We start from the raw sequence: 18149 nt of genomic DNA, 5'->3' as shown, positions 1-18149 counted from the left end.
TTTTTCAAAAAAATTTTTCCCTCCGTTGTTGCGCGCAGAGCGCCGTTACGATCTCAGGTAGGGGCGCGCCTCCAAATTAATCTATCATCTCCCACCCTCAACTGATATAAACCCGCCCCGGTGTCGGGTGTTGGGTGTTGGGTGTATCAGAGCGAAGATGGAGTAGTTAGATCTTCATGTTAACAACCTGACGCACCTTGATTGACTAATAAATGATATCGGTTTCTACTCCATTAATGATAACAGAGCATTTTCCATGAGCTAATTTACCGATGCTGACCACAGCATAATGAAACATTCTATGATGATTCGGACATAAAATAACAACGTTGGAGGCATCTTGAGAACCTCCTTGAGAAAGAGGAACTAAATGATGTCCTTCAGCATAGTTACCTCCATTCTTTTGAATAAACGTAAAACCACAATCTTTGATTTGACAACATCCTTTATATTTGGTCTTGAGTTGATCGGTGATCTGCTTATACCGCTTAACTCTTGTAATCTGAATTTCTTCGGTTTCACTTTTATCTAAAACACCATCTTCTCTCAGTTGATCGAGATAGTATTCAAACCGTTCTTGATTTGGAAATATAATCTCTTTTGCTCTTTCTAACGCCGCATTGGTTATTTGCGTATATTCAACCCAGTTTTCCGGTTGTAAAACTTCTTGGCAAAGGTGTTATAAATATTGTTTACCTTCCTCGGTTATTCGCCATTGATCTATGACAGCATTATCTATGTAACCTTCATCCACTAAATCTTGTCTAGCCCATGCCAATTTAGTCCACCATTGTGGCTCTTTACGCTTGTTGTAATTTTTTTCCAGATCTTCTTGAGAAAAATTAATATACTGTCGAGATTCGATATTATCTAATACAACTTTCTTACTTGCGCTTCCACCAACATCAACGATAGAAAGTAAGACCGCAAATCTCTTTTCCTTCTTATTCATAAAAACAAAAGATGCTAATTTTCAATCAATTTGTATCTTTCATATCTAGTGTACACCAAAAAAGCCAGACCCAAAATGATAGAATCACTGAAATTTACAAGATTTTAAGGTGTAAAGTTTGATTTCAATCTCAGTATTTTTTCGGATGAAATATTAACAAAAAGGAAATAATCCCAGTAACAAATGCTAATGTTCGCAGCGAGGAATTTTTAAATCCTTTCTAAACTATTTGAATTTAGCTTGCAACTTTGAGGGATGCTGCTGCTGAAATTCTTCTACAAATTCGGCATCTTCTTTGAGACGACGATCAATTTCTTCTCGATGCTCAAAATAATAAGCCATTGCTGCATAAACCGAAGCCAGGGTCAAATCATATTTACCCGCTATTTCTTCCAGGGAATAGCCCATTTTTGTATACATCACGGCTATATCCGCTACTGTAATTCTACGTCCCGAAATTCGAGGTCTACCCCCGCATACGCCGGGAGTTATTTCTATGTAATTTAAGCTGACAATTGACATAATAATTTGGGTTCATCAAAACATTTTCAATTTGGGATATATTGCACACCCCCTATAATTACATGGTAATTTAAACGGCGAGAAATTGTTGAATCACCTCTTGGGAGAGATCTCGCGTTTCTCCAGAAGCAACAATTCCCCCTTTTTGCATCGCATAATAGCGATCGGCTTGGCGAACAAAATGTAAATGCTGTTCAACCAATAACACCGAAATTCCCGTCTGTTCAATAATTCTCCGCACCGCAGATTCTATTTCTAAAATAATAGACGGTTGAATCCCCTCTGTGGGTTCATCTAATAACAATAATTTCGGCTTTCCCATCAGCGCCCTCGCGATCGCCAACTGTTGCTGTTGTCCCCCGCTTAAATCACCCCCCATGCGTCCCAACATCGTTTTTAACACGGGAAATAACTCAAAAATATCATCGGGAATGACTTTCTTTGACTTCCCCGGAAGCGCTTCCAAACCCAACAGCAAATTCTCCTTAACCGTCACCCTCGGAATAATTTCTCGCCCTTGAGGAACGTAACCAATTCCCAACCTAGCACGGCGATCTGTTGATAATGTTGTAATCGATTCTTCGCCCAACTTCACCGTTCCAGATCGCGCCGACAACAGCCCCATAATTGTCTTTAACAGCGTTGTTTTTCCAACCCCATTTCGCCCGATTAAACAGACCATTTTCCCAACGGGAACACTTAAATCAACATCCCGCAAAATGTGACTTTCTCCGTAATAAACATTCAGCCCCGACACCTGTAACATTAACTCCGATGTCGTTTTTGGGGGCTTTATTTCTACCGTCATGCTGCTTCCTCCTCCTGCTGTCCCAAATACACTTCAATCACCCGGCGATCATTTTGTACCTCGTCCATTGTTCCCTCGCACAGTAGCGAACCTTGGTGCAAAACGCTAACCCTGCGGGCGATTTGACGAACAAATTCCATATCATGTTCTATCACAATAATAGAATGACTTTCCGCCAGCGCCAACAGCAAATTACCGACATTTTCTGTTTCTTCATCAGTTAACCCCGCTACGGGTTCATCAACTAATAATAAATCCGGAGACTGCGCCACCAACATCCCAATTTCTAAGCGTTGTTTTTCGCCGTGAGATAACAAAGCGGCTTTTAAATCTACTTTTGGTGTTAAACCAATCGTTTCTAATAATCCCGCAACGGTTAAGCGATCGCCGTGAGTCGGTTTTTTAAATAGGGTTTGAAATACGCCTTTTTGACGGTTACAAGCCAAATCTAAATTTTCCCCAACGGTTAGATTTAGGTAAACCCGAGGCGTTTGAAATTTCCGCCCTATTCCCAAACGGGCGATTTCATGTTCTTTGCGATCGCGCAGATTTCGCCCTTTAAACCGAACCGTTCCTTCTGTGGGTTGAACCTTCCCGGTAATGGTGTCTAAAAAGGTCGTTTTTCCCGCACCGTTAGGCCCAATAACCACCCGCAATTCACCCGTTTCTAAGCTAAAATTGAGGTCGTTTAATGCCTTAAATCCGTCAAAACTAACCGTTAGATTTTCGATTTCTAATATTCGTTCGTTCATCAGTATTCAGAAAAAAAAAGATATAATTTTGATCCCCCTAAATCCCCCTTAGAAAGGGGGACTGTATTCTTTTTCCCCCCTTTTGAAGGGGGGCTAGGGGGGATAAAAGGAGGGCTAGGGAGATCAAAGGGGGACTGTATTCTTTTTCCCCCCTTTTGAAGGGGGGCTAGGGGGGATAAAAGGAGGGCTAGGGAGATCAAAGGGGGACTGTATTCTTTTTCCCCCCTTTTGAAGGGGGGCTAGGGGGGATAAAAGGAGGGCTAGGGAGATCAAAGGGGGACTGTATTCTTTTTCCCCCCTTTTGAAGGGGGGCTAGGGGGGATAAAAGGAGGGCTTTATCCCTCTAAATCCCCCTTGGAAAGAATCCCCCTAAATCCCCCGCCCCCGTGACCCCCAATAATGGGGGTAAAAAGGGGGACTTTTTTATTTTATTCCCCCCTCTTTTCCCCCCCCGCCTCCCCACCCCCCTTTTTAAGGGGGGACAAGGGGGGATCATAGGGAGGTGCCGTAGGCGGAGGGATCAAAGGGGGGCTAGGGGGGATAAAGACGGAATTGAAAATAGAAGCATTTTTTTCTATATTTTAGATCAACTTATTATTTTTAATGATCAACACCCTCAATTTCTTCTTGTTCCCGTTGCACATCGGGGTTAACATCGATGTTGGGATAAGTCATTAACCGATCTTGTAATCCCAAACGCGATCGCAATTGAGGGATAACCCAATCTCGCGCCCAGCCATAAATTCCGTTGGGTAAAACCGTTACCACAATTAAGAATAACGCCCCCTGAAAAAACAGCCAAGCTTCAGGAAATTGTTCGCTCAAAAACGTCTGCGCCAACCGTACCAATAGAGTACCAATAATCGCCCCGACGAGCGTTCCTCGGCCACCTACAGCCACCCAAATCACCATTTCAATTGAAAAAGCAACATCCATAAAACTCGGCGTTATAATGCCCGTTTGGACGGTGTAAAGCGCTCCAGAAATGCCAGCAATTGCCCCCGAAATTGCAAACACCAAAACTTTAAAACCGGTGGGATTGTATCCCGCAAACCTCACCCGCATTTCATCATCGCGAATAGCGACTAACAACCGCCCAAACCGCCCACTTGTTAGCCAGCGACAGAGAAAATAAGTTAACAGTAAAAACAGCACCGACAACTCAAAAAACACCAGTTGGGCGTCCGGTGAACCCGCCAATACGCCGAAAATTGTTTCGGTGTCTGTTTTCAGTCCGTTGGTGCCGTTAATGAGTTTTTGTTGTCCGTTAAAGAAGTTAAAAAATACCAACAGTGCCGCCTGAGTTAAAATAGAAAAATAAACCCCTTTAATGCGGTTGCGAAACACCAAATAACCCAATAATCCGGCTACAATTGCGGGAATAATAACAATTGCAATTATTGTAAACGGAAACGAGTAAAACGGCTGCCAAAACCAGGGAAGTTCGGCGACGCCGTAGAGGGTAAAAAATTCGGGAAGCTGTCCTTCCGGGAGTTGTAGCTTGAGGTGCATGGCGAAGGCGTACCCTCCCAAAGCGAAGAAAATCCCGTGTCCCAAACTCAGCAAACCCGTGTAACCCCAGATTAAATCTATACCCAACGCGGCGATCGCCAACGCCACAAACCGCCCAATTAATTTGAGGCGAAAAGCGGGTAAAATGATCGGCATAATTATCCCAAATACTATCGCAATAGTAACAGCGATCGCCACCTCCCGCCACCGTTTAGACTTGGGTTGAGTTCGCCGGGGAAATTCCTCGGAAACTTGTTGTTTTGATTGGTTTGTCCTGTCTGTTTTCTCGGTTTTCATAGTTCAGCCGTTCGTCCTTTCTGCGGAAATATACCCGACGGTTTCACCTGCAAGAACGCAATAATTAGCGCAAATACCATCACTTTCGCCATACTTGTAGACGCGAAAAAGGTGAAAAAGTCGGTGATAAATTGCAGGCTATCGGTTTTGCTAAATAACAGCGCAAACGTTCCCGAACCGATAAGATAGTTAACAATTCCAATGGCTAAAGCTGCCAATACTGTCCCCAACAAATTCCCGACACCGCCAACAACCACCACCATAAATGTATCAACAATATAGTTTTGTCCGACGTTTGGACCGACAGAACCCAACAAAGTAATCGCACAACCAGCAATTCCCGCCAGTCCCGATCCCAACGCAAAAGTTAGGGCGTCTACGGTATTTGTAGGAATCCCCAAACAGGCGCTCATCTGGCGGTTTTGGGTAACGGCGCGAATTCTTAAACCCCAGTCGGAACGGTTGAGAAAAGCGTAAATTCCAACCAAACAAAGAACCGTTAAAATAATAATAAAAATTCGGGAGTATGGCAGTTGATAAATACCAAATTGAATCCCTCCCCGCAACCAAGCCGGGGCGGTAACATCAACATTTCGGGCGCTAAACCAGGGTTTTGATAACGCATCAACTCCCGACATTAAAAAGCCGGCTAAACCAGAAATTGCTAAAGATAAAGGGAGCAAAATCGCCACCGCCAAACTTTTTATCTGTTCCCAGTCCGGGCGGCGCCGCACAAGCCAAAGTCCGCCAAAAAATAGCGCACAAAATAGCAAAATTGCGATCGCGAGCAACCCGTTTGCACTTCTTACAAATTGGCGTAAAATTAAACTAACCCCCCAAGTTGCCAACAGCGTTTCTAAAGGCCGTCCGTAGAGAAAACGAATCACCCCCCGTTCTAATAGTAAACCCGTTAAAGCAGAGACTAAAAAGGCAACCGGGAGGGCAAAAAAGATATACAGCGAAAACAGTCCATCGCCGAAGTTTTGAAAAACATTTTGAACGACAAAAGTTGCGTAGGCGCCGAGCATCATTAACTCGCCGTGAGCCAAATTAATCACGCCCATCAGTCCAAATACGATCGCCAACCCCAAAGCGGAAATTAGCAGTACAGAACCGATACTAATGCCGTTAAAAATACCAACTGCAAGGTCAATCATAAGTCATAAGAAAGTCATAGGAAAAAATTTGTAGGGGCGCATGGCCATGCGCCCTCTCTAAGGTTGCCTTTTGCTTTTGCATGAGCGCCTTTTGCCTTTTCCCTGTCTTAAACCTCGTCTGTTTTGAACTTCTCGCCCTTGCTGGGGTCGGACCAGTCGCAGGCGTAGCCTTTGGTCGCCGGAACGTACTGGTTCCAGGGTTGGGGTTCCAGGGGAGTCTCGGTAGACCAAACAATATCAAACAGTCCATCCTGACGCACCTGACCGATGCGAACAATTTTGGACAGGTGGTGGTTGGCGTTGACCGTTACGGGTCCTTCCGGCGCCTGAAACGCTTGACCGATAGCGGCTTGGCGAACTTTTTCCAGGTCGTCTGCGGTACCGGCTTGTTCGACGGCTTGTTTCCACAGGTAAACCATCATATAAGCCGCTTCCATCGGATCGTTCGTTACCCGATCTTCCCCGTATTCGGCTTTAAACGCTTTCACCCATTTGTCATTTTCCGGGGTTTCAACGGTTTGGAAATAGTTCCAGGCGGCGTAGTGTCCGATCAGAAACTCCGGGCCAATTTGCCGAACTTCTTCTTCCGCTACACTTACCGACATTACCGGATACTGTTCAGGAGTCAGTCCGGCGCCCTGCATTTGTTTGAAAAATGCCACGTTACTATCGCCGTTGAGGGTGTTAAAAATGACGCCCCCGTTGGGCAAAGCTTGGCGAATTTTGGTGATAATGGGGATAACTTCGGTATTTCCCAACGGCAGGTAATCTTCGCCGACGGTGTTTCCGCCCTCTGCTGCCAGTTGCTCTTTTATAATAGTATTCGCCGTGCGGGGAAACACGTAGTCCGAACCCACCAGGAAGAAATCTTTTCCTTTGTTATCCAGCAGCCACTTAACGGCCGGTTCGATCTGTTGGTTGGGGGCGGCGCCCGTGTAGAAGATGTTTTTTGAGCATTCCTGTCCTTCGTATTGGACGGGATACCACAGCATATGGTTTTTCGACTCAAACACGTCTTTAACCGCTTTGCGACTGGCTGAAGTCCAGCATCCGAACACCACCGCCACGCCATCTTGATCGATCAGTTTTTCGGCTTTTTCGGCGAATGTCGGCCAGTCCGAGGCGCCGTCTTCGACAACGGCTTCTATTTGTTTACCGAGTACCCCACCGGCGGCGTTTATTTCTTTAATGGCTAGTTTTTCGGCTTCTACAACCGTAGTTTCGCTGATCGCCATTGTCCCGCTCAAGGAGTGGAGTATACCCACTTTTATGGTGTCGCCACCCCCACTACTCCCACTCGCAGGGGTTGTATTATCGCCGCTATCACTTTGACTTTGAGGACTGCTGCACGCTTTCAGCATCATACTCGTTCCGAAAGCTGCCGATCCGTACAGCAAAAATTTCCGCCGTCTTATACCTTTGTTCATGTTCTGTTTCTGCGTTTAAATTTGAAAAACGATGAGGGTAAAATGGTCTGAGAATATTTTGCGATCGCAACTTTGGCGATGGTTTCGATCAGAGTGAAATTTTCAATAGAAAGTTTCCCGAGTTCCATCCGATAACTCTGCCAAGATGACATCATCGAACGCTTTGTGATCTGGCGGAGTCATCCGGGGCTTTATCTTGTGGCGATCGCGAGCGGGCGAACAGGTATCGCGACTTTAGAATCCTAGCGAGATCACAAGATTTCCCATTCGCGCTATGTATCGTAGAGGATTTTCTTTCGATAAAATGTATTTCTAGATACAAAAAAACAGACCGGGTTGTTAAGAAATGCTGATCATTTAACAATCAATATTGAAAAGCCTCCTTCCGTTTTGTCACTGGAAGAAGGCTTTTTGATGAATCTTTTTTCTGTGTTGGGGGCGGGTTTATTGAGGTTGTTTCTCAGATTCCTCAATTTCTGCTGAACCCGCCCCTACAGTATTATCCTGGCATCGAGCTATTTTCCCAGGCAGCTACCCACCAAGTATCTTCGCCGTGTCAACGTTTCACATCCGAGTTCGGGATGGATCGGTGTGGTTCCATTGAGCCATAGACACCAGGAAAGCTTTAAAATACTTTCTTATGTCTTTTCTGCTTGTCTGTTGTGCTTGGGTTGTTTTGTTTCCTTCGCACAATTAACCAATATAGTTGCTTTCTCTGAGCTTGTCAACCCTTTTCCTAAAAAATTTTTCGTGTTCGTTGTTGCGGTTCAGCGCAGTGCGGGTGTTGGCTGTCGGCTGTCGGGTTTCCCCTTTGTCGGCTGAAATCTAACAACATCTGATGCACCCTACTGTAGATTTTGTTCGGGTGACAATTCCCAACACCAATTTCAAAAGCCTCCTTCCGATTTTTCACTGGAAGAAGGCTGTTTGATGAATCTGTTTTCTGCGTTGGGGACGGGTTTATTTATCTTATTCGTCAGAAATCTCAATTTCTGCTGAACCCGCCCCTACAGTATTATCCTGGCATCGAGCTATTTTCCCAGGCAGCTACCCACCAAGTATCTTCGCCGTGTCAACGTTTCACATCCGAGTTCGGGATGGATCGGTGTGGTTCCATTGAGCCATAGACACCAGGAAAGCTTTAAAATACTTTCTTATGTCTTTTCTGCTTGTCTGTTGCGCTCGGGTTGTTTTGTTTCCCTCGCACAATTAACCAATATAGTTGCTTTTTCTAAACTTGTCAACCCTTTTCCCAAAATTTTTTGGCGGGTGGCAGTCTATCGTCAAGGATGGTTATGTTTAAAAAGTTCGATTTGCCCAAACCCTCGGCGATCGCGATCGCAGTTATTCTCCGCAATTAGGGTTTACTAACGGTCGGTCATTCTCTCGATGAGGCGGTGTGGTGGTTTCTTACAGCAGTCATTTTAGGGGTTGGTTTAGTTTTCCGTCTTGGTCTGACAAAATTGTTCGTCGGGAACCGGATTGATTAGAGTGAACTTGAAGACCGCGTTATGTTAGTAAAAAAAATAGCCGATAACTACGCCGTTAACTGATTCGAGAAAACTACTGAAATAAAAAAGAGTTAACAAAAGTTTGGTGTCGCTATCTGGGAATAGCTCTAGAATTGTCTCAACAGTTAACTTTACTTTTGACCGGTTACTTATTGTATAAAAGGTGATAATGTATATCTAGCCTACTGTACTTTCTACTTCTGATGCCCCGTGAAGGGTTAAGTCTTCCGACACTTGAGAGCGATCCGGCGTGAAAATATTAACTCCCATGTCAGATCAACCTGAAAATCTTACCCTAGACGACATTTTACTCACTTCGGAGTTATCCCGGCGATCGCCGAGTCCTCCCAACTGGCAAGCCGAAGTTCGGGCGATGCAAACTCTGGCGGCGCAGATGGCGATAAATTCAGAAACCCTGCTTCAAAGCCTCGTAGACGTTGCACTGGAGTTGTGTCAAGCCGGAAGCGCAGGGGTGAGCTTATTGGAGACCACACCCGAAGGCGAAGAAGTCTTTCGCTGGAACGTACTGGCCGGACAATTGGCGGAGTACGTCGGCGGCACCTCACCCCGCAATTGCAGCCCTTGTGGAGTTTGTCTCGAACGGGGCGAACCCCAACTTTATTCCCATCCCGAACGGTACTTTACCTATCTTCAGACCGCCAAAATCTCAACCGTGGAAGTGTTGCTGTTACCCTTAATTGTTGAAAACGAAGCCCTCGGCACGATCTGGATTGTATCCCACCAGGAGGGGCAGCAGTTTAACCCCGAAGATGTGCGGGTGATGACGGGTTTGGCAAATTTCACCGCAACCGCACTCCAAAATCAGCGCCGCACCCAGGAACTACTTGCAGCAAATGCCCGGTTAGAGCTTGAGGTTGCCGAACGCCAACGGGCTGAGAAGTCGGCACGGGAGATGGAAGGCTACTTTCGGGCGATCGCCGATCTGGTTCCCGATCTGCTCTGGCGAAATGATCTCACGGGCGATACCAGTTGGTATAATCGGCGCTGGCTGAACTACACCGGACAAACCCTAGAAGAAGCTCAAGGCTATGGCTGGCTGGACGTGATCCATCCCGACGATCGCGCCCAATCCCTAGCCAACTTCCAAAATGCAGTCAATCAAGGCTATTCTCTGCGACAAGAACACCGCATTCGGGGCGCAGATGGTCGGTATCGCTGGTTTTTGGTGCGGGCCGAGCCGCAGCGAGATGAGCGGGGTCAAATTATGTGCTGGTTTGGGGCGGCAACAGACATAGACGATCGCAAACAAGCAGAACTTGCCTTGCGCGATCGCGAAGCATTATTAGCGGCAGAACTGGCGAATACAAAGCTGTTACAGCAAATCAGCAGTAAGTTAATTACTGAAGATCGTATCGAGGTCCTTTATGAACAAATTATCGAGGCTGCTACCGCTTTAATGGGATCGGATATGGCGAGTCTGCAAATACTCGATCCGGAAAGAAACCAACTCAGGCTGCTGGCGTGGAAGGGATTGGACCCGGCATCGGCGGCATTTTGGGAGTGGGTGTCCCTGAATTCGTCCAGCACTTGCGGCGTAGCTTTATACACCGGCGAGCGGATCTTGGTGTCGGATGTAGAAACCTGGGATTTGATCGCGGGTACAGAGGATCTGAATTACTACAGCCTTTCCGGTATCCGAGCCGTACAGTCCACCCCCCTGATCTCCCGTAGCGGTCGCTTCGTCGGCATGATTTCCACTCATTGGCGATCGCCATATAAGCCTTCAGAACGGGAGTTTGCTCTGCTCGACCTGCTGGCGCGACAGACGGCCGACTTGATTGAACGCAAGCAAGCCGAAGATCAGTTGCGGGCATCGGAAGAAAAATATCGCACCCTGTTCAACTCTATTGACGAAGGCTTCTGCATCATCGAAATGCTGTTTGACGACAACAGTAAACCGATCGATTATCGCTTTTTGGAGATCAACCCGTCTTTTGAACAGCAGACGGGGCTGGTGAACGCGGAAGGTAAACGTATGCGCCAGCTTGCCCCAAAGCATGAGGAGCATTGGTTTGAAATTTATGGACGAGTCGCGCTGACGGGCGAATCTACTCGCTTTGAGAATCGTGCCGAACAGTTGGGGCGCTGGTTTGATGTTTATGCGTTCAGGTGGGGAGAGCCGGCCGACGGCCTGGTTGCTGTTCTGTTTAAAGACATCACCGATCGCAAACAGGTTGAGCGGGAACGGGAACAGTTCCTCGCCGTCGGTTCCGATTTACAAGCGATCACCAACACCAACGGGTATTTTCAATGGGTCAGCCCCACCTTTGAACGCATTCTGGGCTTGACTGTAGAGGAAATGACCTCCCGTCCCTGGGTTGAGTTTGTTCACCCGGACGACATCGCCCAGTCCGTTTCGGAAACGGAGAGTCTGTTCTCCGGTCGCGAAACTGTTGCGTTTGAAAACCGTTATCGGCACAAAGATGGCTCCTATCGCTGGTTTCTCTGGAACGCACGGCTATCTCCCTCAGAACAGATCCTTTACGGGGCTGCGGTTGACATCACCGAACGCAAGCAAGCAGAAGCCGCCCTGCGACAGAGTGAAGATCGCCTCCGCATGGCGATCAACTCGGCCAAGTTAGGCACTTGGGACTGGAATCTAATTACCAATCAACTGATTTGGGATGCCAACTGCAAAGCCATGTTTGGGTTGTCTGAAGAGGCAGAAATCAACATTGACGTGTTTTTTCAAGCACTCCACCCCGACGATCGCGATCGCCTCGAAAAAGTGGTCCAAGAGTCCCTGAACTTCGCTCATGGGGGTAACTACGATGTCGAATTTCGCACGATCGGGATCTCCGATGGCATCGAACGCTGGATCGCAGCCAAAGGGCAAGTGTATTTTGATGGGGCGGGAAATGCACAGCGCTTTATCGGTACGGTGCTGGATATCACCGCCCGCAAACAAGCCGAACTTGAACGCGATCGCCTGTTAGAACGAGAACAAGCCGCCAGAGCCGAAGCCGAACGCGCCAACCGCATCAAAGACGAATTTCTGGCGGTTCTGTCTCACGAGTTGCGAACTCCTCTCAACCCGATCCTGGGCTGGACAAAGATGTTGCAAACTCGCAAATTGAATCCAACCAAAATGGCAGAAGCGCTCGCCGTCATTGAGCGAAATGTCATGTTACAGACTCAACTGATTAATGACCTGCTCGATCTTGCTAAGATTTTACGGGGCAAACTGAGCTTGGATGCCACCCCAGTCGATCTGTCTGCTGTGATGGAAGCGGCGCTGGAAACCGTGAAGACGGCAGCGACAGCTAAATCCATCTCGCTGCATCCGATCTTACCCGACATTGGCTGGGTATTCGGCGATGCCGCCCGACTCCAGCAAATTGTTTGGAATTTGTTGTCGAACGCGATTAAATTTACTCCCGAGGGCGGACGAATAGACATCAGCCTCGAAAAAGACGGCAAACAGGCAAAAATTACGGTTAAGGACACCGGTAGAGGCGTGACTCCGGACTTTCTCCCCCACATCTTTGAATCGTTCCGCCAAGAAAATTCCTCGATCGCCCGCTCTCACGGAGGATTGGGGCTTGGGTTGGCGATAGTCCGCCAGTTGGTTGAGGCTCATGGCGGCACAATTACGGCCGAAAGCCGGGGTGTTGGGTTTGGGGCTACTTTTACCGTTCGGTTGCCCCTGCTGGATAGGACAGCACAGGCTGAAGCGACAGATTTCTCATCTCAATCCTCACTGGACTTGACTGGGATTCGAGTTCTTGCTGTTGATGATCATCGAGATACCTGTCAATTGATCGCGGCATTGCTAACCGGTTACGGCGCCTCGGTTGTTACCCTGACTTCAGCGATGGAAGTGTCGGCAACTCTAGAATCGTTTCAACCCCAAGTGTTACTCAGCGATATTGGGATGCCAGAAGTTGATGGTTTTACCCTACTTCAGCAAATTCGCAGTTTACCACCGGAAAAAGGGGGGCAGACTCCGGCGATCGCTTTGACGGCTTATGCTAAAGTTGAGGACAGACGGCGAGCCTTGGCGAGTGGCTTTCAAGAGTATTTGACAAAGCCCCTGGATTTTGAACAATTAGTTGAAGCTGTGGTTAGGTTGGTAAAAAAAGAATAGGCAATTATCAGTCACCCTTCGGGTTCAGCTCAACAATCAAGAGTAAACACTGATAACTGAACTGCCTATTGCCTATTGCCCAACGGGATAGCTAGTTGCTCTATGCGCGTTGGCGTAGCCTGCCGCAAAGCGGCTTACTTTCCTTCAACTCTGAGAACCAGAGCAACGGAGGCAAGCGTTCCTTGATGTAAACCCCGACCTGCACGAGCGGCGCCAGTACACCGACAGTGAACAGGCGATCGTCGAACCACGCTACTCCGAACACCGAATAGCCAGAGCATTGACTATTGATCGGCCGATCATTTATAATTGAGCTATACAGTTTTTAAACTATTGCGATTCCCAAATAGTCCCCAAGAATTCCAATGATTGTAGGCACCACAGAAGCAGCCCAAATTTTAGAAATCTCTACCGCTCGACTGCGAGTTCTCCTGAGCGAAGGCCGAGTCCAAGGTGCCTATAAGACCGGGAAGATGTGGCTAATTCCCCTCGTGAACGGCGAACCCATAATTGAGCGAGGGACAAGAGGCCCGGCTCCCCGTTGGCGCAATCTGAGAAAGGCTGCAAAAACCATTGTTCACGTTAACTCTCATAGAATTCGACAAAATCAAAAACAACAACAGCAACAACTTCCCGTGATTACGGTTAAAACAGGTAAGACCAATACTTATGGGGATACTATAGAAATACTGGGAGGATGTCGTGTTGTCTATCGTCCCGATAAGCCGCTCAGTTGTGGTGCGAGGGTTTGGATTGAAACCCTAAATAAAGTGATGATCGTCGGTTAGTCAAAATCTCCCGAAATCCCCACGCTTTTATGAGGGTATTCAACCGGACTTGATATGAACTCCTGAACTCCTGAACTCCTGACTCCTCCGTCGTTTATTTATAACTGTTCAACCGAACATGATCTAATTTGTTGAATATTGCCGTAAATTGCGCCGAGTAGTATCCATCCCAAGGTATTTACCCGGAAATCGTACAGGGTTACATCTAACATATTAAACAATACACAGGCTGAAAATGCCAGTCCGTAGCTGAAGAAAATTAATTGGTTTTCGGGTTTAATTTTTTGTTGAATTGCCACCCAAACGGCTTGAATTAAAATCCAACCGACAATGCTAAAAAAGAGTAATGTTGCGGGAATTCCCACTTCTGCGGTCATCATTAAAAATAAGTTGTGGGGATGACCCATCCAAACGTTCATCTGGCTTTCGTAGAGGGCGGTAAAGTTTCGCAAACCCCAACCGATTAGCGGTTTTTCTTGGGTGAGGTTCCAGGCGAATTTCCATTGGGTAATGCGGAGGGTTTCAACGGGTCGTTCAAAGTTTTGGTCGGTCAAACGTTGCCAAAAATAAGCCGGAACAATTACTCTTAAACCTTTTTGCAGCGGAGATGGTGCAAACGCCGCCCCAAAAATTGCTGTTACTCCGGCAATTACTAATCCTAACACAATCAGCCATCCCAAATAAACCGAATAAGCCACGCTGGATAATACCATTAGTCCCCAAGCGTTGCGGGAGTTGGTGAAAATTAGGGCAATAGTTACGCCGAACAAAGCTATTATTAAAACTGTTAAAAAAGTGGGTTTGGGATAGAGTTTTTCTTCGGGTTTGTATTTCCAAAATGGGAGGCGTTCGATTAATAATCCCAGTCCTAAAATAAAGACAATTAAAACATAAACGGCTAAAATATTGGCGTACATAAACACGGAAGACATTCTATCGGGCGGGCTACCATTGAGAACGATAACCCAACCGAAAAAACCTCTTAATTGTTCAATTCCCGACCATCCGAGAAATTGTTGACCCAAACCTAAAATAACAACCGGAATAGAAGGGATTATTAAAATCCAAGCGATTTGACGGAGTTGGTTTGGGGTTTGAATTATCGTATTAAATCCGGCAAATACAAAGAAATAGGGGATAAAATTCGATAAGCCAATTAAAGCATCGGAACGATTTTCGGCAACAATTGCGGTTAAAATTAGTAAGACACTTAAGACAATTAACGCCCGATGAACGGGTTGATTAATAATCTGTTTAAAGTTCTTTGTCCAAGCAACAATTGTAGAAAAAATAATCGTTAGTCCGCCCCAAGTTGGCAGGAGTGGAAATAGAAATAATCCGACTTGAAATAAATTCCAAGCGCCTTGAAGTTTGGGTTCGGGATGTCGCGTGAGAAAAGACACAGCTTTTACAGTTATCAGTCACCAGTCACCAGTCACCAGTTTTTACAGTTTACAGTTTACACTGATCAGCGCGAAGTGCGATCTTGGGGTTTCCCCAAATGGAGCAACTTCGTAAGAGAGTGACCAGTTTTTACAGTTTACAGTTTACACTTATCAGTTTTGCCTATAGCCTGTTCCCTGTTCCCTGTTCCCTTATTTAAACCACTGGTTCCCAAGTCCATTCCGAACGGGTGAGGCGAATTTGTGCCAAAGTAAATATTGTGGGAATAATTCGGGCGTAGTTGGTTGAGATGGCTTTCCAACCGACATCGGCGACAAACCAAGTCCACAACATTGGACCCAGCAATGCAAACACGCTGCGGGTAGCCCCATAACGGGCGGCGCTGGCGGCCATTCCCCGTTTTGCCATCTGAACGCTAACATAACTTTGTAATTGGGTGGCGGCGGTTGTTCCCCCTTGAACGATAGTCTGTTTTGCGACTTGGTATTTAGCAAAGTGCAGGGCAAACTGACGGGCGAGTTGTTTTAACACGATTGGTTGTACAATGGTACTGACGGCGATCGCGCTTCCGGCTTTAAATAAGAAACCCAAGGGATTTTTTTCGGCCGACAGGGGCAAAGGTTGGGGAGTGTTGGACTCGGCCAAAGCGTCACTGATGCGTTGAGTTAGGGCTTCTTGTTCGGAAGCGGGTAAATGTTTCCAAGCCCGTCCTAACAAAAATAAAAAGATTTCGGCTTCTAAGTCGGTGGTTGATAAGGCTTTGGAATAAGATATTTTTAGATAACGGCAGACTTGAATTAAAGCATGACGATAACTGACTTCGTGAGTTCGTCCTCTCAACACGGTTAACCCATCTGCGGCTAAATAGCGAAATCGTTGTTCGAGTGCATCCAGCCAAGCTTCATGGTCGCGACTTTGGATGTCAATGGGTTGAGGGGTATTGAAATAGTCTAAGGGGTTGAACCGACGGCTAAACAGCAGTTCGGTTAGTTGTTGCAACTCTTCTTCGGTTGCCAGTTCTAGCGCTCCTCTGAGTTCATCCAAGATTGATCTCCTCCTAAGCCGCAGATTTCTTATAGTGTATTATTTTACCTTCACTTGAGACTAAAATCCCTTTTGTCGAGCTTCAACCATCATCCGAACGACGTCGGGGAGTTTATACTGGGCTTCCCATCCGAGTTTTTCTTTGGCTTTGCTGGGGTTGGCCCGACCTACGGCAATATCTGTCGGTCGATACAAACTTTGGTCCGTTTCGACATAATCTTCCCAATTCAGACCGACACAGGTAAAGGCTTCGGCGACAAAATCCTGCAACGATGAAGTTTGGCCGGTGGCGATGACATAATCATCGGGGTCGTCATGCTGTAGCATTTTGTACATCGCTTCGACGTATTCCGGCGCCCAACCCCAATCTCGTTGAACGGAAATATCGCCCAAATAGAGTTTTTCTTCGTTTCCTGCGGCAATTCGACAGGCCGAGGATATAATTTTTTGGGTCACAAACCGTTCCGGTCGCAGGGGGGATTCGTGGTTAAATAGGATACCCGAACAGGCAAATATTCCGTAGGCTTCCCGATAGTTGGCGACTTCCCAAAAGGCGGCGGACTTGGCGACGGCGTAGGGACTGCGGGGGCGAAAGGGGGTGTTTTCATCGGCTGCCATTTCTCCGGTATTCCCAAAACATTCGCTTGAACCGGCGTTATAAAGTTTGATGTTGGCGCCTGTAAACCGAATGGCTTCTAACAGGTTTAACGTTCCGGTTGCTACGCTTTCGAGGGTTTCTACCGGTTGGTCAAAGGACAGGCCCACCGAACTTTGGGCGGCGAGGTTGTACACTTCATCGGGTTTGACTTTGGTGAGGACTTGCAACACGCTCCGAAAGTCGGTGAGAATCATTGATTCGAGTTTAACTTGTTCTCGAATACCCAAGCGGGAAAGGTTTTGAAAAGATGACATTTGAGCATCTCGGGAGGTGCCACAAACCGAGTAGCCACTTTTTAATAATAAGTCGGCGAGATAGGCGCCATCTTGTCCGGAGATTCCACAAATTAAAGCGGTTTTCATGCCTTTTCCTCAACGTCTGCCTGCTCGGTCGCTTCTATTAATTATCTCTTGATTCCTGTTCCGATTGTGGCATATCAATTCCCCTTTCTCTCAAATATTGTCTCATTTCTTCAAGTTGTTGTTCGGCAACTTCTGCCCGTTGGCGTTCAACTTCTGCCCGTTGGCGTTCAACTTCTGCCCGTTGGCGTTCAACTTCTGCCCGTTGGCGTTCAACTTCTGCTATTTCTTCCGTTGTTGGCAGGATTTCTCCCTCCAATGTTGCCCACCTCAACCAAACAGTATTAATCTCTCGATAACTGCCGGACCATTTGACCAGTGCTAAGTTTAATTCTTGACTAATTAAACGCCCTTGAGAGTCGGGTTCAAGGGGTTGATAAACGCTTCCTTGTAAACGAAATCCCTGGAAATCTTCGGGGTTAAAGGGATCATACCAAAAATATTCCGGGACTCGCATTCGAGATTGATAAATCTGTTTTTTATCGGTTTTATCTCGGTTTAGGGTACTTTCGGATAACAGTTCAATCACAATATCCGGACCTTTTCCTTCTTCCCAAATTACCCAACTTTTGCGTTCGGTGCGGGGAACGTCTAAAACAACAAATACATCCGGCCCTCGAAAGTCTTGGTTGCGAATTTGCTCCAGGCTAAAGTAAACAAACATATTGCCCCCAACATAGGCATTTTGCTGTTTGAGTCTTTCCCAAAGTGCGTTAATCAACAAATCGGATTGATGTTTATGACGTTCAGTTTCCATTGGGATTCCATCATCACAAGGGAGTTCATCTTGAGTGGGAGGTAAAGCAATTGCCTGATTTTTTTCTTCGGCAAGTTGGGGATTGGACATGAT

The 18149-nt window shown here is 46.7% G+C and carries 15 protein-coding genes and 2 rRNA genes; 2 read left to right on the top strand and 15 right to left on the bottom strand.

The features are described 5' to 3' along the window. Nucleotides 1–205: 205 nt before the first annotated feature. The 10 genes from ACL6C3_RS23440 to rrf (ACL6C3_RS23395) all read right to left on the bottom strand — a co-directional run bounded on the left by ACL6C3_RS23440 (nt 206) and on the right by rrf (ACL6C3_RS23395) (nt 8562). Nucleotides 206–409 carry an HNH endonuclease gene (locus ACL6C3_RS23440; protein ID WP_413168403.1) on the bottom strand — a complete coding sequence of 68 codons (204 nt, stop codon included), beginning with the start codon at nt 407–409 and terminating at the stop codon, nt 206–208. Between the two features lie 270 nt (nt 410–679). Beyond that, nucleotides 680–952, bottom strand: a complete 273-nt coding sequence (locus tag ACL6C3_RS23435; protein ID WP_413161569.1) for a winged helix-turn-helix domain-containing protein — start codon at nt 950–952, stop codon at nt 680–682. Between the two features lie 225 nt (nt 953–1177). Then, entirely contained in the window at nt 1178–1474 is a 297-nt protein-coding gene (locus ACL6C3_RS23430) for a DUF433 domain-containing protein (protein WP_413161567.1), read from the bottom strand. Nucleotides 1475–1544: 70 nt separating this feature from the next. Then, nucleotides 1545–2240, bottom strand: coding sequence for an urea ABC transporter ATP-binding subunit UrtE (gene urtE / locus ACL6C3_RS23425; RefSeq protein WP_413168401.1), 696 nt, complete (start codon nt 2238–2240; stop codon nt 1545–1547). A gap of 38 nt (nt 2241–2278) precedes the next feature. Beyond that, a complete protein-coding gene (gene urtD, locus ACL6C3_RS23420) occupies nt 2279–3034 on the bottom strand; it encodes an urea ABC transporter ATP-binding protein UrtD (RefSeq protein ID WP_413161566.1) in 756 nt (251 codons plus the stop codon). Between the two features lie 600 nt (nt 3035–3634). Then, on the bottom strand, nt 3635–4843 hold the full coding sequence (gene urtC, locus ACL6C3_RS23415; RefSeq protein ID WP_413161565.1) for an urea ABC transporter permease subunit UrtC: 1209 nt from the start codon (nt 4841–4843) through the stop codon (nt 3635–3637). Then, nucleotides 4840–6000: an urea ABC transporter permease subunit UrtB gene (gene urtB, locus ACL6C3_RS23410; protein WP_413161564.1), complete on the bottom strand. Its 1161-nt coding sequence runs from the start codon at nt 5998–6000 to the stop codon at nt 4840–4842. The genes urtC and urtB overlap by 4 nt, the downstream gene beginning before the upstream one ends. A gap of 107 nt (nt 6001–6107) precedes the next feature. Further along, nucleotides 6108–7427 (bottom strand): urea ABC transporter substrate-binding protein, encoded by a 1320-nt coding sequence (urtA, locus tag ACL6C3_RS23405; RefSeq protein WP_413161563.1) that lies wholly within the window; start codon nt 7425–7427, stop codon nt 6108–6110. 502 nt (nt 7428–7929) lie between these two features. Then, nucleotides 7930–8046, bottom strand: a 5S ribosomal RNA gene (gene rrf / locus ACL6C3_RS23400). A gap of 399 nt (nt 8047–8445) precedes the next feature. Further along, nucleotides 8446–8562 (bottom strand): 5S ribosomal RNA (gene rrf / locus ACL6C3_RS23395). 644 nt (nt 8563–9206) lie between these two features. On the opposite strand from rrf (ACL6C3_RS23395), the gene ACL6C3_RS23390 reads away from it, so the two are divergent. Next, nucleotides 9207–13046 carry a PAS domain S-box protein gene (locus ACL6C3_RS23390; protein WP_413161561.1) on the top strand — a complete coding sequence of 1280 codons (3840 nt, stop codon included), beginning with the start codon at nt 9207–9209 and terminating at the stop codon, nt 13044–13046. Between the two features lie 134 nt (nt 13047–13180). Here ACL6C3_RS23390 and ACL6C3_RS23385 read toward each other — a convergent pair whose 3' ends face one another. After that, a complete protein-coding gene (locus ACL6C3_RS23385; RefSeq protein ID WP_413161560.1) occupies nt 13181–13327 on the bottom strand; it encodes a hypothetical protein in 147 nt (48 codons plus the stop codon). 84 nt (nt 13328–13411) lie between these two features. Here ACL6C3_RS23385 and ACL6C3_RS23380 point away from each other — a divergent pair, with 84 nt between their 5' ends. Further along, nucleotides 13412–13834, top strand: coding sequence for a DNA-binding protein (locus tag ACL6C3_RS23380; protein ID WP_413161558.1), 423 nt, complete (start codon nt 13412–13414; stop codon nt 13832–13834). A gap of 98 nt (nt 13835–13932) precedes the next feature. Here the strand turns inward: ACL6C3_RS23380 and ACL6C3_RS23375 are convergent, their stop codons facing one another. From ACL6C3_RS23375 to ACL6C3_RS23360, 4 genes are all read right to left on the bottom strand, one after another. Next, nucleotides 13933–15237: an O-antigen ligase family protein gene (locus ACL6C3_RS23375; RefSeq protein WP_413161556.1), complete on the bottom strand. Its 1305-nt coding sequence runs from the start codon at nt 15235–15237 to the stop codon at nt 13933–13935. Nucleotides 15238–15433: 196 nt separating this feature from the next. Then, entirely contained in the window at nt 15434–16282 is an 849-nt protein-coding gene (locus tag ACL6C3_RS23370) for a YaaW family protein (protein WP_413161554.1), read from the bottom strand. A 60-nt stretch (nt 16283–16342) separates the two neighbouring features. Then, nucleotides 16343–17302 (bottom strand): GDP-mannose 4,6-dehydratase, encoded by a 960-nt coding sequence (locus tag ACL6C3_RS23365; RefSeq protein WP_413161553.1) that lies wholly within the window; start codon nt 17300–17302, stop codon nt 16343–16345. Between the two features lie 37 nt (nt 17303–17339). Continuing rightward, the gene (locus ACL6C3_RS23360; protein ID WP_413161552.1) at nt 17340–18146 is read right to left on the bottom strand and encodes a Uma2 family endonuclease; all 807 of its coding nucleotides are present in this window, start codon (nt 18144–18146) and stop codon (nt 17340–17342) included. Nucleotides 18147–18149 lie beyond the last annotated feature (3 nt).

The sequence above is a fragment of the Capilliphycus salinus ALCB114379 genome (assembly GCF_047276495.1).
In the GTDB taxonomy this organism is placed as follows: Bacteria; Cyanobacteriota; Cyanobacteriia; order Cyanobacteriales; family Microcoleaceae; genus Capilliphycus; species Capilliphycus salinus.
Note: the sequence above shows the minus strand (reverse complement) of the source record. Positions and strands in the feature narration are given on the sequence as shown.